The organism is Rubrivirga marina, assembly GCF_002283365.1.
Taxonomy (GTDB): Bacteria; Bacteroidota; Rhodothermia; order Rhodothermales; family Rubricoccaceae; genus Rubrivirga; species Rubrivirga marina.
In genome coordinates, this window is record NZ_MQWD01000001.1 from 3,538,345 (window position 1) to 3,559,928 (window position 21,584).

19 protein-coding genes are annotated in these 21,584 nt (G+C 71.8%); 8 read left to right on the top strand and 11 right to left on the bottom strand.

The genetic code is table 11. The features are described from left to right. The first annotated feature begins 154 nt into the window (after positions 1 to 154). Positions 155 to 1,408, top strand: coding sequence for an asparagine synthetase B (locus BSZ37_RS14995; RefSeq protein ID WP_095511332.1), 1,254 nt, complete (start codon positions 155 to 157; stop codon positions 1,406 to 1,408). A 285-nt stretch (positions 1,409 to 1,693) separates the two neighbouring features. Here the strand turns inward: BSZ37_RS14995 and BSZ37_RS15000 are convergent, their stop codons facing one another. Beyond that, on the bottom strand, positions 1,694 to 2,626 hold the full coding sequence (locus BSZ37_RS15000) for a hypothetical protein (RefSeq protein ID WP_095511333.1): 933 nt from the start codon (positions 2,624 to 2,626) through the stop codon (positions 1,694 to 1,696). A gap of 153 nt (positions 2,627 to 2,779) precedes the next feature. Here BSZ37_RS15000 and BSZ37_RS15005 point away from each other — a divergent pair, with 153 nt between their 5' ends. From BSZ37_RS15005 to BSZ37_RS15020, 4 genes are read left to right on the top strand one after another with little or no spacing between them, the layout of a single operon-like run. Further along, complete coding sequence (locus BSZ37_RS15005) at positions 2,780 to 3,295, top strand: acyl-CoA thioesterase (protein ID WP_095511334.1); 516 nt, start codon at positions 2,780 to 2,782, stop codon at positions 3,293 to 3,295. 54 nt (positions 3,296 to 3,349) lie between these two features. Further along, on the top strand, positions 3,350 to 3,772 hold the full coding sequence (locus BSZ37_RS15010) for a hypothetical protein (RefSeq protein ID WP_095511335.1): 423 nt from the start codon (positions 3,350 to 3,352) through the stop codon (positions 3,770 to 3,772). A gap of 8 nt (positions 3,773 to 3,780) precedes the next feature. Then, positions 3,781 to 4,203: a cobalamin B12-binding domain-containing protein gene (locus tag BSZ37_RS15015; RefSeq protein WP_095511336.1), complete on the top strand. Its 423-nt coding sequence runs from the start codon at positions 3,781 to 3,783 to the stop codon at positions 4,201 to 4,203. A gap of 1 nt (position 4,204) precedes the next feature. Then, positions 4,205 to 5,128: an SDR family oxidoreductase gene (locus BSZ37_RS15020; protein ID WP_095511337.1), complete on the top strand. Its 924-nt coding sequence runs from the start codon at positions 4,205 to 4,207 to the stop codon at positions 5,126 to 5,128. 282 nt (positions 5,129 to 5,410) lie between these two features. On the opposite strand, the gene BSZ37_RS15025 is transcribed toward BSZ37_RS15020, so the two are convergent. Beyond that, complete coding sequence (locus tag BSZ37_RS15025; RefSeq protein ID WP_095511338.1) at positions 5,411 to 5,821, bottom strand: META domain-containing protein; 411 nt, start codon at positions 5,819 to 5,821, stop codon at positions 5,411 to 5,413. A gap of 161 nt (positions 5,822 to 5,982) precedes the next feature. On the opposite strand from BSZ37_RS15025, the gene serS reads away from it, so the two are divergent. From serS to BSZ37_RS15040, 3 genes are all read left to right on the top strand, one after another. Further along, a complete protein-coding gene (gene serS / locus BSZ37_RS15030; protein ID WP_095511339.1) occupies positions 5,983 to 7,257 on the top strand; it encodes a serine--tRNA ligase in 1,275 nt (424 codons plus the stop codon). 152 nt (positions 7,258 to 7,409) lie between these two features. Then, a complete protein-coding gene (locus tag BSZ37_RS15035) occupies positions 7,410 to 9,056 on the top strand; it encodes a DUF1800 domain-containing protein (RefSeq protein WP_218830521.1) in 1,647 nt (548 codons plus the stop codon). Between the two features lie 2 nt (positions 9,057 to 9,058). Next, on the top strand, positions 9,059 to 10,669 hold the full coding sequence (locus BSZ37_RS15040; RefSeq protein WP_095511341.1) for a DUF1501 domain-containing protein: 1,611 nt from the start codon (positions 9,059 to 9,061) through the stop codon (positions 10,667 to 10,669). Between the two features lie 4 nt (positions 10,670 to 10,673). Here the strand turns inward: BSZ37_RS15040 and mscL are convergent, their stop codons facing one another. From mscL to BSZ37_RS15085, 9 genes are all read right to left on the bottom strand, one after another. Then, entirely contained in the window at positions 10,674 to 11,120 is a 447-nt protein-coding gene (gene mscL / locus BSZ37_RS15045) for a large-conductance mechanosensitive channel protein MscL (protein ID WP_095511342.1), read from the bottom strand. Positions 11,121 to 11,300: 180 nt separating this feature from the next. Then, the gene (locus BSZ37_RS15050; RefSeq protein ID WP_095511343.1) at positions 11,301 to 13,622 is read right to left on the bottom strand and encodes a polyribonucleotide nucleotidyltransferase; all 2,322 of its coding nucleotides are present in this window, start codon (positions 13,620 to 13,622) and stop codon (positions 11,301 to 11,303) included. Positions 13,623 to 13,877: 255 nt separating this feature from the next. Beyond that, a complete protein-coding gene (gene rpsO / locus BSZ37_RS15055) occupies positions 13,878 to 14,144 on the bottom strand; it encodes a 30S ribosomal protein S15 (RefSeq protein ID WP_095511344.1) in 267 nt (88 codons plus the stop codon). Positions 14,145 to 14,269: 125 nt separating this feature from the next. Next, entirely contained in the window at positions 14,270 to 15,229 is a 960-nt protein-coding gene (locus BSZ37_RS15060) for a bifunctional riboflavin kinase/FAD synthetase (protein ID WP_095511345.1), read from the bottom strand. Continuing rightward, entirely contained in the window at positions 15,226 to 15,954 is a 729-nt protein-coding gene (gene truB, locus BSZ37_RS15065) for a tRNA pseudouridine(55) synthase TruB (RefSeq protein ID WP_143537677.1), read from the bottom strand. Before truB ends, BSZ37_RS15060 begins: the two co-directional genes overlap by 4 nt. A 2-nt stretch (positions 15,955 to 15,956) precedes the next feature. Then, positions 15,957 to 16,370: a 30S ribosome-binding factor RbfA gene (gene rbfA / locus BSZ37_RS15070; protein WP_095511347.1), complete on the bottom strand. Its 414-nt coding sequence runs from the start codon at positions 16,368 to 16,370 to the stop codon at positions 15,957 to 15,959. 79 nt (positions 16,371 to 16,449) lie between these two features. After that, on the bottom strand, positions 16,450 to 19,311 hold the full coding sequence (infB, locus tag BSZ37_RS22695; protein WP_095511348.1) for a translation initiation factor IF-2: 2,862 nt from the start codon (positions 19,309 to 19,311) through the stop codon (positions 16,450 to 16,452). Positions 19,312 to 19,383: 72 nt separating this feature from the next. Next, positions 19,384 to 20,937, bottom strand: coding sequence for a transcription termination factor NusA (gene nusA, locus BSZ37_RS15080; RefSeq protein ID WP_179299669.1), 1,554 nt, complete (start codon positions 20,935 to 20,937; stop codon positions 19,384 to 19,386). 28 nt (positions 20,938 to 20,965) lie between these two features. Next, the gene (locus tag BSZ37_RS15085) at positions 20,966 to 21,436 is read right to left on the bottom strand and encodes a ribosome maturation factor RimP (RefSeq protein ID WP_218830522.1); all 471 of its coding nucleotides are present in this window, start codon (positions 21,434 to 21,436) and stop codon (positions 20,966 to 20,968) included. Positions 21,437 to 21,584: the final 148 nt, after the last annotated feature.

The window sequence follows — 21,584 nt, forward strand, 5'->3', positions numbered from 1 at the left end:
AGCGAGCGTAGCGAGTCGACGGACCTCCGGCGAGAGACGTCGCTCGGTCGAACCCCGCGACGCCGTGCCGTACGGACCTCCTTCGACTCCGCGGCTCCGCGGCTCCACTCAGGATGACATCGCGATGCGCTCTTCCCATCCCCCACGGCTCCTCATGAGACTCCTCCTCGCCCTGCTCACGCTCGCGCTGGCGACGCCCGCCGGCGCGCAGGACCTCCTGATCCCGATGGACGAGTCTCAGAGCGACCACCTCCGGGCCTACGGTGCCGTCTACGTGGCGCTCGACCGAGGGTACGACGTCGACTGGCTCCTCAACGTCCGCGGCGGCTCGTTCGTCGTCCCGTCCGACGCCGACCTCGAGACGGAGCTCCGAGCGCGCGGCGTGTCGTTCGAGCCCACGAACGGTGCCCAGGCCGTCGCCGACGCGGAGTCGCCCGCGGCCAACACGTCGGTCGTCCGGCTGGAGAAGGCGCCGACCATCGCCGTGTACGCCCCGCAGCAAACGCTGCCGTGGGACGACGCCGTCCTCCTCGCGTTGACCTACGCCGAAGTCCCCTACGAGCAGATCTACGACGAGGACGTGCTCGCTGGGCGGCTCTCCGAGTTCGACTGGGTCCACCTCCACCACGAGGACTTCTCGGGCCAGTACGGCAAGTTCTACGCGGCCTACCACGGGCAGGCGTGGTACCAGCAGCAGCAACAAGAGGCCGAGGCCTCAGCCCGGGCCTTCGGCTACAGCAAGGTGAGCGCGCTCAAGCTGGACATCGCCCGGACCATCCGCGAGTACGTCGTCGAGGGCGGATTCCTGTTCGCCATGTGCTCCGGGGCCGACACGTTCGACCTCGCGCTCGCCGCCGGGGCCGCCGGCCTCGACATCGTCCCGGCAGAGATCGACGGCGACGGGCAGACGCCGGGCGCCCGCGACGGGCTCGACTTCGCCGGCACGCTGGCCTTCGAGGACTTCCACCCGGAGCTCAACGTGATGGAGTACGAGCACGCCGACATCGACGCCCCGCCGCCGCCGTCGCTCCGCAACCCGCTCACGGACTACTTCACGCTGTTCGAGTTCTCGGCCCGCTGGGACCCCGTCCCGACGATGCTCACGCAGAACCACGTCGCCAGCGTCCGCGGGTTTATGGGGCAGACGACGGCGTTCCGCGAGGACGCCATCAAGCCAGGTGTCGTGATCCTGGCCAAGAGCCCGACGACGGGATCGGTCCGCTACCTCTACGGCCCGGCCGGGCAGGGCTTCTTCGCGTTCTACGGCGGCCACGACCCCGAGGACTACCAGCACTTCGTGGGCGACCCGCCGACGGACCTCTCGCTCCACCGGAACTCGCCGGGCTACCGGCTGATCCTCAACAACGTCCTGTTCCCGGCGGCCAAGAAGCAGCCGCAGAAGACCTGAGCGCGATGCGTGGCCTCGCGGTTCGACTCCTCGCCGTGTCCGCCTCGGTCGCGTCCGCGCAAGGGCCGTGCGCCGCCGCTGAGATCATGGTCTACGCCACGTCTCCGCTACCGCGGCGTCGCTGACGAGCGGGGCCTCTACCGCGCTCCCACGCCCGACGTCGGGGCGTACGTCGTCCGGGCGGCAGACGCTGCCGGGAAGCAGGCCGAGGCACGGGTTTTCTGCCCCTCGGCAGCGGTCAACCGGATCCACCTTCTGCTGCGCGGTCCCGAGGGGGCCGACGACCTACGCAGCCTCTAGCCGACCCGCCACGGGCGACGGCCCCGCCGAGGCGGGCGAGGTCGCGGCGGCCGGGGCATCGGTGAACTCCCTCCACAACGTCCATGCCCAGGGCTCGGCGCGGATCTGGCGGTCGATCCGGTCGAGGAGCGCCTGCTCGTCATCATCGTGCGGACCGTCGAGGTCGGCCCAGAGCTCGCCGTCGCGGAACGACACGGACAGCGTGTAGAGGGGGACGCGGGCGGCGCGCGCCAGCCGGACGGCGCCGACAGGGAGCGACCGCTCGACGCCCGCGAGCGTCCGCCTCGGCGCCTCGCCCGACAGGTCCGGCACGTCCTGGAGGACGATGAGGCTCTTGCCGCTCCGGAGCGCGCGGAGGTAGGCGATCGGGCGCTCGCTCGGGAGGATCTGGTACGGCCCGATAAGGCGGTGCCGCACCGACGCCTGGTGGGCCTCCCACCGACGCCACGGCTCGGCGACGTCCTCGGGCTCAGGCCCGCCCTCGCCCCCGTAGGGGAGCCGGATCACGCGGTCGTCCCGCTCGCCCGCCAGCTTCGACGCGCCGACGACGCCGAACGCGCTCCACCCGACGATCACGGCCGCCTCGCCGCACGCCTCGAACCGCTCGACGCCCGGCCCTTTGCGGACGGGCGCGTCGGGACGCAGGTAGACGTACTCGCCGCGGATCCGCGCGAGGGCCTTGCGATAGGCGTACCGAAGACGACCCCGGAGTCCGGACGGGTGGCCGAGTTGGCGGAGGTAGGCCTGCGTCTGCCCCGGCGACGTCGCGAGCGCGAACAGGGTGGCGGGGACCGCGGCGAGCCGCGCCAGCCGGTCGAGCGTCCGCGGGCTCACCCGCGCCGCGAGCGGACGGACCCGTTCGTACATGATCCGGTCCGCCCAGCGGGCGATGAGGGGAGGCGGCGCGTCGGTCGACATGCGATGGGGGCGGGATCCGGACCGGAGAGGCCCCGTCCAGAGTCGGTCCGCGACGGACCTCCGCGCGACAAGCGCCTAGCTTGTCGCCCTCCTGTTCCCCCCGCCCCGCCGAATCCCGTGACACCCAAGCCGCCCTCCGCCAGCACCTGCCGCATGAACGAGCTCGTGCTCCCCAACGACACGAACACGCTGGGCAATCTCATGGGCGGGCGGCTCCTCCACTTCATGGACATTTGTGCTGCCATCGCCGCGCAGCGACACTCGCACCGGACCGTCGTGACGGCGAGCGTCGACTCGGTCGACTTCCGGGCGGCCGTCCGCCTGGGCGAGGTCGTCGTGCTGGAGGCGACGGTCACGCGGGCGTTCACGACGTCCATGGAGGTGTGGATCGAGGTGTGGGCCGAGGACAACGCGACGGGCGAGCGGCGCCACTGCAACCGGGCGTACTACACGTTCGTGGCCGTCGACCAGAGCGGCCGGCCGATCCCGGTGCCCCCCCTCGAGCCGGAGACCGAGGCGGAGCGGGAGCGGTTCGAGGCCGCGGCCCGCCGCCGCGAACTCCGCCTCGTCCTCGCCGGCCGGCTCCGGCTGGAGGACGCCGCCGACCTCAGGCAGCACCTCGACGCCCTCGCGCTGGCCCCGCCTCGGGAGGACGGCGGAAGGGGCTGAGGGAGCCCCACGCGTCGCCGCGCGTTGACGCCTCCCCCACCACCCCTCTCCCCCATGCGCCCCCTCTTCTGCGCCCTCCTCGTCCTCGTGTGTGCCGCGCCCGCGTCGGCCCAGTTCGCCATCGGCGGGCAGGTCGGCGACCCGACCGGCCTCTCGCTCAAGTTCGGCGACGGCAGCGGCTCGGCGATCCTCGCCATCGGCTGGGACCTCGACGAGTCGGTCTCGGCGGAGGGCCACTACCTCCTCCGCCAGCGCCGTCTCCAGGGCTCCCGCACCGCCTCGCTGTTCTACGGACCCGGCCTGTTCGTCCGCACCGGCGGCCCGCGCGACGACTTCGGCGTGAGCCTCGGCGTCGGGCTCGAGGCCGACATCGCGCCCGAGATCGAGATCTACGGGCTCGTCTCCCCGCGCCTCCAGATCGTCGAGGAGACCGACTTCGACCTGGGCGCCGGGCTCGGCCTCCGGCTGAAGCTGTAGCTTGGGGCATGCCCGAGACGCTCTCCCGCCCGATCCGCGTGCTCATCGCGAAGGTCGGCCTCGACGGTCACGACCGCGGGGCCAAGGTCGTCGCGGCCGCCCTCCGCGACGCCGGCATGGAGGTCGTCTACACGGGCCTCCGCAAGACGCCCGAGGTGGTCGTCCGCGCCGCCGAGGAGGAGGACGTCGACGTCGTCGGCGTGTCGATCCTCTCGGGCGCGCACGGGACCGTCCTCCCCCGCCTCCGGTCGCTCCTCGACGACGCCGGCCTCGGCGACGTGCTCCTCGTCGCCGGCGGGACGATCCCGGCCGACGACGCCGCCGACCTCCGCGAGCGCGGCGTCGTGAGCCACGTGTTCACGCCCGGCGCCCCGCTCGCCGACATCACCGGCGCGCTCGAAGCGGCCGTCCGGGCCCGGAGGGGCGAATAGGATGCTGCCGCCCCGCATCCTGGTGACGGGGGCGAACGGGCTGGTCGGGCAGGCGCTGACGCGCGCCGCCGCCCGCTGGCCCGGCGCCGACGTCCTCGCGACGGGCCGCGGCCCGGCCGCCGCCCACGACCGCGGCGGCTACGCTCGCCTCGACGTGCTCGACGGGGACGCGGTGGACCGCGCGTTCCAGGACTTCGCGCCCGACGTCGTGCTCCACGCCGCCGGCCTGGCCCAAGTCGAGCCCTGCGAGGCCGACCGCGAGGCCTGCTGGGCCCTCAACGTCGACGCCGTCGGCACGATGGCCAGCGCCTGCCACCGCCACGGCGCCCGCCTCGTCCTGCCGTCGACGGACTTCGTGTTCGACGGCAAGGGCGGGCCGTATGCCGAGGACGACCGCCCCGCGCCGATCAACGCCTACGGCCGGTCGAAGCTGGCGGCCGAGAACGCGATGAAGGCCTCGCGCCTTCTCGACTGGGCCGTCGCCCGGACCACGATGGTGTTCGGCGCGCCGGCCGGCCCCGAGCCCCGGCTCGACTTCGTCCGGTGGCTCGTCCGCGAGCTGTCCGCCGGCCGGCCCGTCCGCGTCCCCGCCGACCAGCTCCGCACGCCGACCTACGACGACGACCTCGCCGACGGCATCCTCCGGATCGTCCGCTTCAAGCGCACGGGCGTGTTCCACGTCTCGGGCCGGGAGCAGCTGTCGGTCCTCGACTTCGCCCGCCGCGTCGCCGAGGCGTTCGACCTCGACATAGGGCTGATCTCGCCCGCGACGACAGAAGACCTCCACCCGGGCGCCCCACGACCGCTCCACGCCGGCCTGCTGATCCTCCGGGCCGAGAGTGAACTCGGCTACCACCCGCGCCCGCTCGACGTGGCGCTGGGCGCCGTCCGCGACCGCCTCGGGCTGGGGGTGAGCGAGGCGTAGGGACTGGTGACGGACTGCGTGCGGAACCGGGCCCACTGACTCTGCCCGCCTCGACGCCGAGTCAGAAAGACCTGCGCAGCGCCTCAGAGTGTCGCCCTGAGCGAGCGAAGCGAGTCGGAGATCTCTGGGGCGACGAGACGCTGGCGCCGGGAGCGTCGGACGGAACGCGGTGCTCGCCAGAGATCCTTCGACTCCGCCGCTACGCAGCTCCGCTCAGGATGACACGAGGAGACGCCCAAACGCTTTCTGCCGACCTCCAGGCTCCCGCCTCCGCCTTCGTCCCTACGGCTCGGCCGGGACGAACAGGATCTGCTCCGCGAGGCTGTCCGGCTCGATGATGAGGTAGGCGCCGTCGCGGCGGAGGGTCGACGTGCCGTCGAGGTGCCGCTCCAGCTCGACCGTGCCGGGCGTGCAGGCACGGCGCGTGCAGGCGAGCGGCCCGTTGATGGTCAGGACGCTGTCGTCGAGCGCGTAGCGGCCGGAGCAGAGGTTGCACGACGCGATCGAGAGCGAGCCCTCGGGGCCGAACGAGACCTGCTCGCCCTGGCCGCGGCGGACCTCGCCGTCATCCAAGACGATCCGTTCGAGGGACCATGTGCTCCCGGGCACGTCGGACTCGACCCCGACGGCAGGAGCCGGCTGGCAGGCGGCGAGGGCGAGGAGGGCGGCGAACGAGGCGAGGGCAGCGCGCACGGCGGACTCTGGGGGGACGCTCCAAGCTACGCGATCCCCCGCCTGCCTCGGCGCTTCCGTGGGGACGGGCGGAAACCGCGCGAAGGACGGCGGGCGGCCCCAGAGGCTGCGCCGGCCGGACTAGCTTCTCCACGCCCCGTGTCACGCCCTCTCCCCTCTCGATGATCGACCTCGACCTGCTCCGCGACGACCCCGACCGCGTCCGCGCCTCGATGGAGGCCAAGCGGATCGGCGACCCGTCCGCCGTCGACCGCGCGCTCGACGCGGACCGGCGGCGTCGCGAGGCCGTGACGGAGCTCAACGGGCTCCAGCAGCGGCAGGGCGAGCTGGGCCGCGAGATCGGCCCGCTCATGAAAGCCGGCAAGCGCGACGAGGCGGCGCCGCTCCTCGACGAGTCGAACCGTGTCAAGGCCCAGGTCAAGGAGCTGGAGGAGTCGGTGCGCGAGCTCGACTCCACCCTGCGCGACGCGATGCTCGCCATCCCCAATCCGATCCACGAGAGCGTGCCGGTCGGCGGCGAGGACGCGAACCAGCTCGACGCCGAGTGGGGCGTGAAGCCTTCTTTCGACTTCGAGCCGCTCCCCCACTGGGAGCTGGCCGAGAAGCACGGCCTCGTCGACTTCGAGCGCGGGGCGAAGGTGACCGGCGCCGGCTTCCCGTTCTACGTTGGGAAGGGCGCGCGCCTCCAGCGGGCGCTCGTCACGCTCTTCCTCGACCTCGCCACCGAGGCGGGCTACACCGAGGTCCAGGCACCGATTCTGGTGAACGAGGACTCGGGCATCGGGACGGGCCAACTCCCCGACAAGGAGGGCCAGATGTACCACGTCGCCGGCGACGACCTCTACCTCGTCCCGACCGCCGAGGTCCCGCTCACCAACTACCTCCGCGACGAGATCCTCGCACCCGACGCCCTCCCGATCCGGTTCTGCGGCTACACGCCGTGCTTCCGCCGCGAGGCCGGGAGCTACGGGAAGGACGTCCGCGGCCTCAACCGGCTCCACCAGTTCGACAAGGTCGAGCTCGTCCGCTTCGTCCGACCAGAGGAGAGCTACGACCACCTCGAGGAGCTCCGCGAGGACGCCGAGCGGGCCGTTCAGGCCCTCGGTCTCCCCTACCGCCGGCTCACGCTGGCCTCGGGCGACCTCGGCGTGACGCAGGCCAAGACGTACGACCTCGAGGTCTGGAGCGCCGGCCAGGGCCGCTGGCTCGAGGTCTCGTCGGTCTCGAACTTCGAGGCGTATCAGGCGCGGCGCGCGAACGTCCGCTACCGGCCGGCGGAGGGCGAGAAGCCGCAGTTCGTCCACACCCTCAACGGGTCGGGGCTGGCGCTCCCGCGGATCGTGTCGGCGCTCCTAGAGAACGGCCAGCAGGCCGACGGGACGGTCGTCCTGCCGGAGCGCCTCGCCGCCGTCGCCGGGTTCGATCGGATCGGATAGAGCGGGATCGAGTCCGCCCGCCTCGACGCCGAGGCGGGCGGGGTTGCGCAGCAGCCCCAGCGCTTCTTCGGCGGCAACGGGGGGTACAAATCGCAGCGGCGCTTGCGTCGGGGCTACACTGGCCGATGCCCTGGCCGACCGCCCCGACCCCGATGGACCGCCGCGCCTTCTTTCGACCGAGCCGCCGCTCCGGCGCGCCTCCCCTTTTCGAGGTCCTCCCCGGCGTGTTCGCCGACGGGTCCCGCGTCCGGTGGGACTACGCCGCCGCGCGACCGGCCCCGTTGGCCTCGGCACGGACCGCGAGCCGGTCGCCCCTCCCTGCCGCGGCCGACCTCTCGCCGTACGCCCCGTCCGACGCCGCGCCGTGGGACGCGCGGCGCGCACGGCACCTCCTCCGGCGCACCGGCGTCGCCGCGATGCCCGTGAGCGTCGAGTGGGCGCTGTCGGGCTCCCCCACTGAGACCGTCGACGCCATCCTCGACGGGGCCCTCGCGCTCGGCCCGACGCCCAGGCCCCTGTGGTACAACCGCGTTCCGCCGCACTGGTCGGAACCCAGCCCCATCCAGGACGCCTTCTGGGACGAGAACTGGCAGTGGCACGACGTGTGGCGCGATGACGTCCTGCGCGACCTCATGGGCGTCGATGACCCGGAGCCGGGGGCCGAGGCCGCGCGGGCGTTCCGCCACCGGCTCACGGTCATGTGGCACAACCACTTCGTCACCCACTTCGAGAGCTACAATCTCGCGCCGTGGCTCGCCCGCTACTGGCGCACGCTTGAGCGCCACGCCCTCGGTGACATCCGGGCGTTCGTCCACGAAGTTGGACTGAGCCCGGCCATGCTCGTCTACCTCAACGGGGCCGACAACCGCGCCGAGGCGCCCAACGAGAACTACGCACGGGAGCTCCTGGAGCTGTTCACGACGGGAATCACGGGCCCCGACGGCGCGCCGAACTACACGCAGGCTGACATCACCGAGATCTCCCGCGCGCTCACCGGCTACGGCGTCGACTTCTACGGCCAGACGCCTACGCCACTCGAAGCCGTCTTCGTCCCGGACTGGCACGACGACGGCGAGAAGACGATCCTCGGCCAGACCGGGCCGTGGGGCTACGACGACGTGGTCCGCATCGTGTTCGAGGAGCGGGCGCCGCAGATCGCCCACCGCGTCGCCGCGCTCCTGTACCGCGAGTTCGTCTACGACGTGCCGCACCCCGAGGTCGTGAGCGCCCTCGCCGGGACGATCCTGGCCGACGACTTCGTGGTCGAGGGGGCCGTCCGCCAGCTGCTCCGGAGCGCCCACTTCTTCGACGCCGCCACGCTCGGCGCACGCGTCCGGAGCCCCCTCGAGCACAACGTGGGCGCCTACCGCGAGGTCGGCGCGCGGCCGTCGCCGGACGACGACTTCCTCGGGGCGGTGTGGTGGATGATGCACCTCGAAGGCCAGTCCCTCTTCAAGCCGCCGACGGTCGCGGGCTGGCCCGGCGGGCGCGACTGGCTCGACACGGGCCGCCTCGCCACGCGCTGGGAGTACACGTCGTGGGTCCAATGGTGGAACGTCGACTACCGCGCCCTCGCCCTCACCATGCCTGAGCCCTGGAACGCCGCCGCGCTCGCGGCGGACCTTGCCGACGCGCTCCTCGGCGTCCCGCTCCCCCAGGACGAGAAAGCGGCGCTCACCGAACTGCTCCTCAACGGGCTGCCGCCCTACGAGTGGAGCCCGATCACGCCGGGCGCCGAGAGCCGGATCCGCGGGCTCGTCGCCCACCTCTTCCGTCTTCCTGAGTTCCAGCTGAGCTAGCGATGTGCCACCACCCGACCGGCCGCGCCATCGCGCTCCAGCACGGCGCCGCGCACGACCACGACCACGCCGCCTGGACCCGGCGCGACTTCCTCGTCCGCTCCGGGCTCGCGGCGGTCGGCAGCGCCGTCGCCGTCGGGGGTGCCCCGGCCCGTGCCCTCGCGCCGACGTCACTGGTGTCCGCGCTCGGACGCGTCGAGACCGACCGGGTGCTCGTCCTGATCCAGCTCCAGGGCGGCAACGACGGGCTCAACACCATCGTGCCGTACCGGAACGACCTCTACGGTGCCGCCCGCCCGACGCTCCGGCTCCGCGCCGCCGACGTGCTCGACCTCGACGGCGACCACGGGCTCCACGCGTCGCTCGCCCCGCTCCGCCGGTTCTGGGACGAGGGCCACCTCGGCATCGTCCGGAGCGTGGGCTACCCCGACCAGGACCTCTCGCACTTCCGAGGGACCGACGTCTGGCTCTCCGGCTCCCCCGCCGACGAGGTCTGGCAGACGGGCTGGGCCGGCCGGACGCTCGCGCCCTCGTTCCCCGACTTCGCCACGGACCCGCCCGAGGCGCCCCCGGCCGTCCAGATCGGGGCGTCGGCGCCGCTGCTGTTCGAGGACGACGGCCTCGGCTACGGGATGGCCATCCGCGACATCGAGGCCTTCCTCCGGCTGGCGGACGGCGGCGAGGCGTACCCGACCGGCGGCCTTCCCGACACCCCGGCCGGTGCCGAGCTCGCCTTCGCCCGCCGGATCGCCAACGACGCGTTCCGCTACCGCGACGCGCTCTACGCCGCCACGCAGGCCGCCGCCAATCAGACCGACTACCCGGACACGACGTTCGCGGCCGAGCTGGCTGCCGTCGCCCAGCTGGTCAAGGGCCGGCTCGGCGCGCGGATGTACCTCGTCTCGCTCGGCGGCTTCGACACGCACGCGGCCCAGTCCGGCGAGCATGCCGCGCTCCTCCGCACGCTCGCCGAGGCGCTCGACGCCTTCTTCCGTGACCTCGCCCTCTCCGGCGACGACCAGCGGACGCTCGCCGTCACGTTCTCCGAGTTCGGCCGGCGCGTCGAGGAGAACGGATCGGCCGGCACCGACCACGGCACCTCGGCCCCGCTGTTCCTCGCCGGTCCGGCTGTCGAGGGCGGATTCTACGGCGCCGCCCCTGACCTCGCCGACCTCGACGCGTCGGGCAACCTCCGCCACGACGTCGACTTCCGGCAGGTCTACGCGACCGTCATGCGGCGCTGGCTCGGCCTCGACGACGCGACGGCGACGGGCGTGCTCGGCGGCGCCTTCGACCCGCTCCCGCTCATTCAGGCCGGCGTAGGCACGGCGATCCCGGCCGGCGCGCCCGACGCGCTCCGGCTCCACCCCCCGGCTCCGAACCCGACCCGCACCCACACGACGCTCCGGTTCGCTCTCGGGGCCCCCGCTCACGTCCGGCTCGCGGTCTACGACGTCCGCGGCCGGCGCGTGGCCGTCCTCGCCGACGGCGTCCGCGCGGCGGGCGAGCACGCGGTCCCGTTCGACGCGAGCGGACTCGCCGCGGGCACGTACGTCGTCCGTCTCGACGCGGGCCGCCAGTCGCAGACGGCGCGCCTGACGGTCACGCGGTAGCGACTTACAGCGGCCGGGACTTCAGCAGGTCGCGGATCTCCGTCAGCAGCTCCTGGTCGGCCGTGAGCGCGGGCTCTGGCGCCGGCTCGTCCGCGACTTCGCCCTCGACCGTCCGCCGGAGGTTGTTCACCCACTTGACGAACAGGAACACGGCGAACGCCACGATCAGGAACGAGATGATCGTGTTGACGAACACGCCCCACTGCAGAACCACCGCTCCCGCCTCGGTCGCCGCCTCGAGCGTGTCGTAGGGCCCGGCCGGCGTGCCCTCGCGGAGCACGCTGAAGATGTTGGTGAAGTCGACCCCGCCCACGAGGAGGCCGATCGCGGGCATCAGGATGCCGTCGACGAACGCGGTCACGATCGTGCCGAACGCCGCGCCGATGATGATGCCGACGGCCATGTCGACCACGTTGCCCTTGACGGCGAACTCCTTGAACTCCTTCCACATGTGACGGGGGGCTGGGTGGGATGCTGAAAGGTCGGGCGAGGGCATTCCCCGAGCAAACGGGCTCGTCGGCCTCATCCCCCGAGGGCCCCGGACAAAACAGACCGCCCGCCTCGGCGCGGTGCCGAGGCGGGCGGTCTCGTCTAGCGACTGGCGGCGGTCGCCGCCAGCGGGGAGCGGGCGCTAGTTGCGCCGGCCACGGCCGCGGCCGCGACCACCGCCGCCGCCATTGCCACCGCCGTTGCTGCTCCGGTTGGAGGACCGCTTGCGCATCTCCTCCTTCTCCTCCTCGGTGGGCTCCGGGAGGAACGGCTTGCGGCTCACGCGGAGCTTTCCGCCGTCGCGGATCTCGATGAGCTGGACCTCCAGCTTGTCGCCGACCTGCATCTCGTCGGCCGGGTCGTCGACGTAGCCGTGCGAGATCTCGGAGACGTGGAGCATGGCCTCCTTGCCCGGCATGATCTCGAGGATCGCGCCGAAGGGCAGCAGGTTCTTGACCGTGCCGGTGTAGTTCTCCCCGACCTCCGGCTGCGTCACGATGCCCCGGATGATGTCGACGGCCGCGTAGGCCGAGTCCATGTTCGGGGCGGCGACCGTCACGTAGCCCTTCCCGTCGCGCTCGTCGATGTCGATCGAGGCGCCGGTGTCGGCCTGGATCCCCTTGATGATCTTGCCGCCGGGCCCGATGATGGCGCCGATGAAGTCCTGGTCGATGACGACCTGGATGAGGCGCGGGGCGTTCGGCGAGATGTCCTCGCGGGGCTCGGAGATCGTCTCGGCCATCCGGTCGAGGATGTGCTCGCGGCCCTGCTTGGCCTGCTCGAGCGCCTCGCGCATCGTCGACATCTGGAGGCCGTCGATCTTGATGTCCATCTGGCAGGCGGTGATGCCGTCCCGCGTGCCGCAGAGCTTGAAGTCCATGTCGCCGAGGTGGTCCTCGGTCCCCAGGATGTCGCTCAGGACCGCGATCCGGTCGCCGTCGGCGATGAGGCCCATCGCGATGCCCGCGACCGGCTTCTCGACCGGGACGCCGGCCGCCATGAGGGCCATCGAGCCGCCGCAGACCGTCGCCATCGACGACGACCCGTTCGACTCGAGGACGTCGGAGATGATGCGGACGGTGTAGGGGAACTCCTGCTCGCCCGGCATCATCTTGGCCAGCGCGCGTTCGGCCAGCATGCCGTGGCCGATCTCCCGCCGCGAGGGGCCGCGGAGGAACCGCGTCTCGCCGACCGAGAACGGCGGGAAGTTGTAGTGGAGGTAGAACCGCTTGTCGACCTGGTCGAAGAGCTGGTCGACCGCCTGGACGTCGCGGCCGGTGCCGAGCGTGACCATGACGAGCGCCTGCGTCTCGCCCCGCGTGAACACGGCCGAGCCGTGGACCTTCGGGAGGTAGTCGACCTCGGTCCAGATGTCGCGGACGTCCTCCTTGCCGCGGCCGTCGAGACGGCGGCCCTCCTCGAGGATCATCTCGCGCATGACCTTGCTCTCGGCGGCCTTGAACGCCTCCTTGACGTCGGAGATGGTGTAGCCGTCGTCGGTCGTCTCGCGGAGCGCGCGCGGGGCGAACTCGCCGCCGCCGGCCTCCGTGTCCTCGACGTCCTCGCCGCCGCCCGACTCGACGTCGTAGCCGAACATCTCGTCGATGAGCTTGTCGCGGACGTCGGCGACGCCGCCGTAGAACGTGGCCTTGTCGTACTCCTCGGCGCGGAGGATCGTGTCGACGTCGCCCTTGATCTTCTCGTAGACCTGGGCGACGAGGTCGTCGGCCGGGGCCACCGTCTTGTACTCGAGCGGCTCGGGCGCCCCGTGGGCGTCGTTCCGCTTGCCGACGAACTCGTTGATCCCGGCGACGATCGTCTTGATGGCGTCGAACCCGAACTCGAGCGCGGCGACCATGTCGTCCTCCGAGACCTCGTCCATCTCGCCCTCGACCATCGCGATCGCGTCGGCCTTGCCGGCGACGATCAGGTCGAAGTCGGACTCGGCGCGCTCGGCGACGGTCGGGAACAGGACGAACTCGCCGTTCACGCGGCCGACGCGGACGTGCGCGGTGGGGCCGTCGAAGGGCGAGCCGGAGAGGCTGAGCGCGGCCGACGAGCCGATGCCCGCGACGACGTCGCCGTCGACCTCCTCGTCGGCGGAGAGGACGTAGTTGAGGACCTGGACCTCGTTCCGGAACCCGTCCGGGAAGAGCGGGCGGATGGTCCGGTCGATGAGGCGGGACGTCAGCGTCTCCTTGTCGGTCGGCCGGCCCTCGCGCTTGAAGAAGCCGCCGGGGAAGGCGCCCTTGGCGGAGAACCGCTCGCGGTAGTCGACGGTCAGCGGGAAGAAGTGCTGGCCGTCCTTGGCCTTCTTGTCGGTGACGGCCGTCGAGAGCGTGACGGTCTCGCCGAGCGTCGTGACGACGGCGCCGTCGGCCTGCTTGGCCAGCTTGCCGGTCTCGAGCGTCAGGGTCTTGCCGCCGACCTCGATGGTCTGGGTGATGGCTTGGGGTGCTGCCATGAGAGGGGGGTGGGTTGTGCGGGCCGGTCTCGTTCGGGCCCTAGTGATGCGATGCGCTCCGGCCCCGGGTCCGGGAATCCGTTCTCGGGGGCGCCGGGCCGGCGGCTCATCAAGAGCCTTGGCGGGCGCCGCGGAGAACCGATTGCCGGGGCGGGCCGTCGCGCGCGAAGCCTCCGCCCGGGTCCGCCCGCGGCGCTGCCGAGGCGGGGGCGAAGAAAAACGGCGGCGCCCCGCGTTGGGACGCCGCCGAGACGGTTAGCGCCGGAGGCCGAGTTCCGCGACGATGGCGCGGTAGCGCTCGATGTCTGTGTCGCGGAGGTAGGCGAGCAGCCGGCGCCGCTTGCCGACCATCTTGAGCAGGCCCAGCCGGGACGCGTGGTCCTTCGTGTGGCTCTTGAGGTGCTCCGTCAGGTCGTTGATGCGGGCGGTGAAGATGGCGATCTGGACCTCCGGCTTGCCGGTGTCCTGGGCGCCGGCACCGTGGGTCTCCACGATGCTCTGCTTCTGGTCTTTCGTGATCATGTCGATCCTCTGCCGATCTGCGATGCGGGAGAAGACCGTCGCCCCGGTCGATCGGGAGTGGGGCGGACAGTCGTGTGAGCGCTCAAACTAGGGGGCTCAGGGGGGATTCGGCCTCTGCGGGAGCTTCACGAGGCCGGCCCATCCAGGCCCGATCCCGCCCCGCCGAGCACGTCTCGCGCGGCCTCGGCGTCCCGCCCGAGTTGGGCCGCCAGCGCGTCGATCCCGTCGAACCGCTGCTCGTCCCGGAGCCGGGCGAGCACGTCGACCGCGAGGCGCTGGCCGTAGAGGTCCAGGTCGGTGTCGAACAGGTGGACCTCGATCGTCCGCGCGCCGTCCGTTTCGAAGGTCGGGCGCCGTCCGACGTTCATCATCCCGCCCGCCTCGGTGCCGTCGGCGAGGGTGGCGCGGACGGCGTAGACGCCGAGGGCCGGGACGAGCTTGCGCGGCTCGGCCGGCTGGACGTTCGCCGTGGGGTACCCGATCTGGCGCCCCCGCTGGTCTCCACGGACGACGGCCCCGACGACCCGGTACGGCCGGCCCAGCAGGTGCGACGCCCGCTCGGCGTCTCCGACCTCCGCTAGCAGGCGCCGGATCTCGGTCGAGGAGACGGTCACGTCGTCCTCGATCTGCTCCGGGATCACGTCGACGGTGAAGCCGAGGTCGTCCGCCAGCCGCTCCAGCAGCGCCCGGTCGCCCCGCGCCTTCCGCCCGAACCGGTGGTCGTAGCCGATCACGATCTCTCGCATCCCGACCCCGTTCACCAGCACGTCGGCGACGTAGTCCTCGGGCTCGAGGAGCGAGAGGTCGCGCGAGAACGGGACCACCACGAACCGCTCCACGCCGAGCGCCTCGAGGGCGTCGGCCCGCTCGTCGAGCGTCGTCAGGAGCGGGATGTGGTGGCCGGTCAGAACCTCGCGGGGGTGCGGGTCGAACGTGACGACCGTAGGCACGCCGCCGACCTCGCGGGCGCGCTGGACGAGGTAGCGGACGATGGCCTGGTGCCCGAGGTGGACCCCGTCGAACGTGCCGGTCGTGACGACCGAGCCGGGGTTCGGCGTGAGCGCGTCGCCGTGCTCGCGCGTCATGCGTCGCGGAGAGCTTCCGGGCCGCGCGCCGCTTCGACGAGGGCGTCGAGGCCGAACGCCTCGCGCGCCTCGAACGGCCCGATCGCCTCGCGCCGGAGCGCCACGAGGTGCCCGCCGACGCCGAGCGCCTGCCCGAGGTCGTGCGCCAGCGAGCGGACGTACGTCCCCTTCGAGCACTCGACGCGGACGTCGAGGTCGTCGCCCCGGCGATCGAGCACGTCGAACGCGTAGACCGTCGTCGGGCGCGGCTCGATCTCGACCTCCTCGCCACGACGGGCCTTTTTGTAGAGCCGCTCGCCGCCCTTCTTGATGGCCGAGTAGATCGGTGGGCGCTGGAGGATGTCGCCCCGGAAGTCGCCGAGCGCCGTCTCGATCTGGCCGTCCGTGACGCGCGACGCGTCGGTCTCAGTCTCCACCTCGGAGTCCGCGTCGTACGTCGCCGTCGTCTGCCCGAGGCGGACGGTCGCGGTGTAGGCCTTGGGCAGGCCCATGAACCGGTCCTGCTGGCGCGTCGCCTCGCGCCCGACGAGGACGATGAGGAGGCCGGTCGCCATCGGGTCGAGCGTGCCCGCGTGGCCCACTTTCTTGACGCCGAGCGCCCAGCGGACCTTCTTGACGACGCCGAACGACGTCAGCCCCTGCGGCTTGTCGACGAGGATCGCGGCCGGCTCGACGGGGTCGCCGAGGCCGGCCGCCTCGGTCACGATGCGGAGGTCGTCCGCCACGCCTAGTACTCGCCGCGGGACGGCGCCTCGTCGTCGGCCCCGGCGGCCTCCGAGCCGGACTCGTCGCGGTCGGCGGCGATCTGGGCGAACAGCTCGTCCATACGCGCGCGGCGCTGCGGGCCGTCGTCGAGGAAGAATCGGAGCTCGGGCATCCGCTTGAGCTGGTGGCGGATCCGGGCCGAGAGCGCGTGGCGGATCTCGGACGACTGGGCGTCGAGCCGGGCGATGGCCGCCTTCCGCTGGCGGTCGTCGGCGCCGAGGACCGAGACGTCGACGTAGGCCGTCCCCAGGTCGTCCGTCATGCGGACGCCGGTCACGGTCACGAGCGACTGGCTGGTCTCGCCGAAGTCCTGCTGGAGGAGGTCGGCCACCTCGCGCTGGATCATGCGGCCGACGCGGTCGGTGCGAATGGACATGGGAAAGGGGGGACTGGGGGACCCGGGACTACGGGGACTGAAGACCCGAGTCCCCCAGTCCCCTCAGCCCACGGCTCCTCTAAACGGCGAGCTTCCGCTTCTCCTCGGTGACGACGAACGTCTCGAACTGGTCGCCGACCTTGATGTCGTTGTAGTTCTTGACCGTGATGCCGCACTCGTAGCCAGCGGCGACCTCCTTGACGTCGTCCTTGAACCGGCGGAGCGTGTCGATCACGCCCTGGTAGATGACCACGCCGTCGCGGACGATCCGGAGCTTGTCGTCCCGCCCGACCTTGCCTTCGACGACGTACGAGCCGGCGATCGTGCCCACCTTCGGGGCCTTGAACGTCTCGCGGACCTCGACGGTCGACGTGACGGTCTCCTTCTCCTCCGGCTCCAAGAGCCCCTCGAGCGCGTCGCGGACGTCCTCGATGGCGTCGTAGATGACGGAGTAGAGCTGGATGTCGATCTCCTCGCGCTCGGCGATGGCGCGGACGCCGGCCACCGGGCGGACCTGGAAGCCGATGATGACGGCGTCGGAGGCGACCGCCAGCATCACGTCGGACTCGGTGATCGCGCCGACGCCCGAGTGGACGATCTGCACGGCGACCTCCTCGTTCGACAGCTTGAGGAGCGCGTCCGAGAGAGCCTCGACCGAACCGCCCACGTCGCCCTTGACGACGATGTTGAGGTTCGTGATGCCCTCCAGCTTGATCTTCCGGCTGAGGTCGGCCAGCGTCACGTGGCGGCGCTGGTGGAGCGTCTGCTCGCGGATGAGCTGCTGGCGCTTCGAGGCGATCTCGCGCGCCTCGCGCTCCTCCTCCATCACGATGAGCCGGTCGCCCACGTCGGGCGCCGAGCTGAGGCCGAGGACCTGGACCGGCGTCGACGGGCCGGCCACCTTCACGCGCTCGTCGCGCTCGTTGAACATCGCCCGGACGCGGCCGGACGTGAGGCCGACGACGTAGGCGTCGCCCTCTTCGAGCGTGCCGTTCTGGACGAGGACGGTCGCGACGACGCCGCGGCCCTTGTCCAGGCGGGACTCGACGACCGTGCCGATGCCGTAGCGGTCGGGGTTGGCCGTGAGCTCGAGGAGGTCGGCTTCGAGCTGGACCTTCTCGAGGAGCGAGTCGACGTTCGTCCCGTTGAGGGCCGAGATCAGCTCGCACTGGACCTTGCCCCCGTACTGCTCGACCTGAACGCCCTGCTCGGCGAGCTGGGCCATGATCTTGTCCGGGTTGGCCGTCGGCCGGTCGATCTTGTTGATCGCGACGACCATCGGCACCTCGGCGGCGCGGCTGTGGTTGATGGCCTCGATCGTCTGCGGCATCACCTCGTCGTCGGCGGCAACGACGACGATGACGAGGTCGGTGACCTGGGCGCCACGGGCGCGCATCGCGGTGAACGCCTCGTGGCCCGGCGTGTCGAGGAACGTGATCTGCTTGTCCTCGTCGGTCGTGATCTGGTAGGCGCCGATGTGCTGCGTGATGCCGCCGGCCTCGCCCGCGACCACGTTGGCCTGCCGGATGTAGTCGAGGAGCGACGTCTTGCCGTGGTCGACGTGGCCCATGATGGTCACGATCGGCGGGCGGGAGACGAGGTCCTCCTCGGCGTCCTCCTCGCCCAGGTCGAGCTCTTCCTCCACGTCCTCCATGAACTCGACCTCGTAGTCGAACTCGTCGGCGAGGAGCGTGATGGAGTCGGCGTCGAGGCGCTGGTTGATGGAGACCATCATGCCGAGCCCGAAGCCCTTCGAGATGACCTCGTTGACGGGCACGTTCATGGCCTCGGCGAGGTCGCCCGTCGAGATGAACTCCATGACCCGGAGGACCTGGGCCTGCTCGAGCAGCTCCTGCTGGCGGGCCTCGCGGATCGCGGCGCGCTCGTCGCGGCGGGCGCGGCGGCGCTTCTGGCGGGTCCGCTTGGAGCCGCCGCCGGACGCCTTCTGGAGCGTCTCCTGGACGTTCTTCTGGACCTCGTCCTGGCTGACGCCCTTGCGCCCCTTCTTGCCCTTCTTGGTGCGCGTCGGCTTGCCGCCGTCCTTGGCGCCCGGCGCCGGAGGGGCGGTCTCGGCCGCGTCGTTGTTCCGCTTGCGCTTGCGCCGGCGGCCGGTCTCGAGGCCGGAGATGTCGATCTTGCCGAGCACCTTGGTGCCCGTCAGGCCGTAGCGGTTGGCGCGGACGACGCCGCCCTGGTCGGCCTCGGGCGAGGGCTCGGAGGCGTCGAGCTCGCCGACTTTCTTCGCCTCGGCGGTCGGCTCGGCCGTCTCGGTGCCCGAGGCGGGCTCCGTCGCCTCGGCCGTCGGCTCGCTGGGCTCAGGCGTCGACGCGTCAACCGTAGCGGCCTCGGCCTTCGGGGCCTCGGCCGCCTTGGTCTCGGCAGACGTCGCCCCCTCGGCCTCGGCGACCGGCTCGGCGGTCTTCGGCGGCTCCGCCTCGGCCTTCGTCGCTGTGGGCTCGGCCTCCGCTTCGGCGGCCGGCTCGGGCGCCGTGGTCTCGGCGACCGGCTCGGGCGCCCGCTCCGGGGCCGGCTCGGGCGCCGGGGCCGTCTCGACGACGGGCTCGGCGGGCGCGACCGGCTCCGGCTTCGGCGGCGGCTGGATGACGGGCTCGGCCGGGGCGACCGGCTCCGGCTTCGCCTCGGCGACCGGCGCGGGCGTCGGCTCCGGCGTCTCGTCGGCTTCCTCCGCCGCGATCTGCTGGCGGCGCTCACGGACGCGGGCCTTGGCGTCGGCGTCGTCGGAGTACGCCTCGATGAGGGCGTCGTGCATCTCCGGGTCGAGCCGGGCGTTCGGGTCGCCGGCCGCCAACTTGTCGTCGAGCTCGAACCCACGGTCCTTCAGCGCCGACACGATGGTGTCGGTCGCGATGTTGAGCTCGCGGGAGGCCTTGAAGAGCTGGACGCGCTTCGGCTGATCGGAACGGCGTCTACGGGCGGGCATTCGGTGGGCGTTGGGGGGGGACGGCAGAGCCGTCGGAAATCTAGGGTGCCCGACGCGAGTCGGGCGGCGCGGTTAGGCGGAGGGGGGGTCGGTGACTGGCTCGTCGGCGTCCTCGGAGGCCTCCGCCTCGGAAGGCTCGTCCTCCTGTCCGTCCGCCTCGGTAAACGTCTCGGCGTCGTCGGCCGCGTCGTCGGGGTCCGCGGCGCTGGACGAGGCATCGCCCTCGGCGACGATCTCGTCGTCGGTCACCTCGTCGGCGTCGGCGCCGAGGTCGTCGGAGGTGGCCTCCAGGTCGGCGTCGACCGTCGCGTCGTCCGTGGCGAGGTCGGCGAGGGTCTCGGCCCGGGCGCCGGCGGCGTCGACCTCCGCCTCGGGGTCGCGCTCGAACTCGGCCTCCATGAGCCAGGTGATCTTCTGGGCCTGCTCCTCGGTGAGCTCGGTCCGGCGCGCGAGCTCCGAGGGCTGGAGCTCGAGCACGGCCTTGGCCGTGTCGCAGCCGATGTCCTTGAGGCGCTGGATGATCTCCGGCGGGATGGCGTCCGAGAACTCGTCGATGTCGACGTCCTCCTCGTCCGACTTGATGTCGCGATAGACGTCGAGCTCGTAGCCGGTGAGCATCGAGGCGAGCCGGATGTTCTGGCCGCCACGGCCGATGGCCATTGAGACCTCGTCGGCCGGGACCGTCACGCGAGCGCGCGGCGGATCGAGGTCGTCGTTGAGCTCCACGGCGATCGGCTTGGCCGGGGCGAGCGAGCGCTTGATGAACTCGATCGTGTCGTTCGTCCACGGCACGACGTCGATGTTCTCGCCGCCCAGCTCGCGCACGACGGCGTGGATGCGGCTGCCCTTGACGCCGACGCAGGCCCCGACGGGGTCGACGCGGTCGTCGTGGGAGATCACGGCCATCTTGGCGCGCTCGCCGGGGAGCCGGACGATCTTCTTGATCTCGATGATGCCGTCGTAGATCTCGGGCACCTCGAGCTCGAAGAGGCGCTCGATGAACACGGGCGCCACGCGGCTGATGATGACCTGCGGCGACGAGCCCGCGTCGCGGTCGACGTCGAGGACGACGGCGCGGAGCATGTCGCCCTTCCGGTAGCGGTCCTTCTGGATCTGCTCCGGCCGGGGCAGCACGAGCTCCGTCTTGTTGTGGAGCACGAGCACCTCGCGGCGGCGCGTCTGGTAGATCTCGCCGACGACGATCTCGTCGATGAGCTCGGAGTACTCGCGGTAGATGTTCTCCTTCTCGATGTCGCGGATCCGCTGGCGGAACGTCTGGAGCGCGGCCTGGACGGCCCGGCGCCCGAAGTCCTCGATCTGGATCTGGACGGCGACCTCGTCCTCGATGTCGTACTCCTCGTCGATCGCGACGGCGTCGGCCCACTCGATCTGGGTGACCGGGTCCTCGAGGTCGTAGTCCTCGACCACCTCGCGGACGTGGAGGATCTGGTAGTCGCCGTTGTCGGGGTTGAAGATGATCTGGAACGCCTCGGGGTCGTCGGCCCCGTAGCGCTTCTTGATCATCGCGCGGAACACGTCCTCGATGATGACCTGGAGCGTGTCGCGGTCGATGTCCTTCTCGCGCGCGATCTCGGCGAAGGAGGAGACGAGGACGGTGCTTTGCATAGGTCGGAGTTGATCGGGAGACGCGGCGCTACCAGGGTAGCGTCACGCGGGCCTCGCGGATGGAGTCGAAGGGGATGGGGGCCGTGTGGCCGTCGAGCTCGAGGGCGTCGGCGTCGACCGAGAGCAGTTCGCCCTGGGCGGTCAGGAGCTGGTCCTCCCCGTCCTCGAACGTGACCGCCAGCGTCCGCCCGACGTGCTTCGCGTACTGGCGACGGTCGGCGAGAGGCCGGTCGGCGCCGGGCGTCGAGACGTCGAGGCGGTACCGGCCCTTGACGAGGTCCTCGGTGTCAAGGAGGAACGACAGCGAGCGGCTCAGCGACGCGAGGTCGTCGGACCCGGCCCCGTCCTCGCTGTCGGCGAAGACCTCGACCACCCGGCTGCCCTGGAAGCCCCGAACCTCGACGCCGACCACGAACAGGTCGGTGTCGGCGGCGGCCTCCTCGGCGAGCGCGCGGACGCGGTCGGCCAGGGCGTCGGTGGCGGGGGGCGGGGCGGGCACGGTCAGGAGCGGAACGGGGGGAGACGGAAAACGCCCGTTCGGCGGAACGGGCGTCGCTCGGGCGGCCGGCCGGGGCTGAGACCCGGGCGAGGCGCCAAAAACAACGGGAGGCAGGAATCCCACCTCCCCTCGCACGCTCCGCGAAGGA

Bases quoted from the DNA above. Each gene is read 5' to 3' on its own strand.
- BSZ37_RS14995 (WP_095511332.1), top strand. From the start codon at position 155: ATGAGACTCCTCCTCGCCCTGCTCACGCTCGCGCTGGCGACGCCCGCC.
- BSZ37_RS15000 (WP_095511333.1), bottom strand. From the start codon at position 2,626: ATGTCGACCGACGCGCCGCCTCCCCTCATCGCCCGCTGGGCGGACCGG.
- BSZ37_RS15005 (WP_095511334.1), top strand. From the start codon at position 2,780: ATGAACGAGCTCGTGCTCCCCAACGACACGAACACGCTGGGCAATCTC.
- BSZ37_RS15010 (WP_095511335.1), top strand. From the start codon at position 3,350: ATGCGCCCCCTCTTCTGCGCCCTCCTCGTCCTCGTGTGTGCCGCGCCC.
- BSZ37_RS15015 (WP_095511336.1), top strand. From the start codon at position 3,781: ATGCCCGAGACGCTCTCCCGCCCGATCCGCGTGCTCATCGCGAAGGTC.
- BSZ37_RS15020 (WP_095511337.1), top strand. From the start codon at position 4,205: ATGCTGCCGCCCCGCATCCTGGTGACGGGGGCGAACGGGCTGGTCGGG.
- serS (WP_095511339.1), top strand. From the start codon at position 5,983: ATGATCGACCTCGACCTGCTCCGCGACGACCCCGACCGCGTCCGCGCC.
- BSZ37_RS15035 (WP_218830521.1), top strand. From the start codon at position 7,410: ATGGACCGCCGCGCCTTCTTTCGACCGAGCCGCCGCTCCGGCGCGCCT.
- BSZ37_RS15040 (WP_095511341.1), top strand. From the start codon at position 9,059: ATGTGCCACCACCCGACCGGCCGCGCCATCGCGCTCCAGCACGGCGCC.
- mscL (WP_095511342.1), bottom strand. From the start codon at position 11,120: ATGTGGAAGGAGTTCAAGGAGTTCGCCGTCAAGGGCAACGTGGTCGAC.
- BSZ37_RS15050 (WP_095511343.1), bottom strand. From the start codon at position 13,622: ATGGCAGCACCCCAAGCCATCACCCAGACCATCGAGGTCGGCGGCAAG.
- rpsO (WP_095511344.1), bottom strand. From the start codon at position 14,144: ATGATCACGAAAGACCAGAAGCAGAGCATCGTGGAGACCCACGGTGCC.
- BSZ37_RS15060 (WP_095511345.1), bottom strand. From the start codon at position 15,229: ATGACGCGCGAGCACGGCGACGCGCTCACGCCGAACCCCGGCTCGGTC.
- rbfA (WP_095511347.1), bottom strand. From the start codon at position 16,370: ATGTCCATTCGCACCGACCGCGTCGGCCGCATGATCCAGCGCGAGGTG.
- infB (WP_095511348.1), bottom strand. From the start codon at position 19,311: ATGCCCGCCCGTAGACGCCGTTCCGATCAGCCGAAGCGCGTCCAGCTC.
- nusA (WP_179299669.1), bottom strand. From the start codon at position 20,937: ATGCAAAGCACCGTCCTCGTCTCCTCCTTCGCCGAGATCGCGCGCGAG.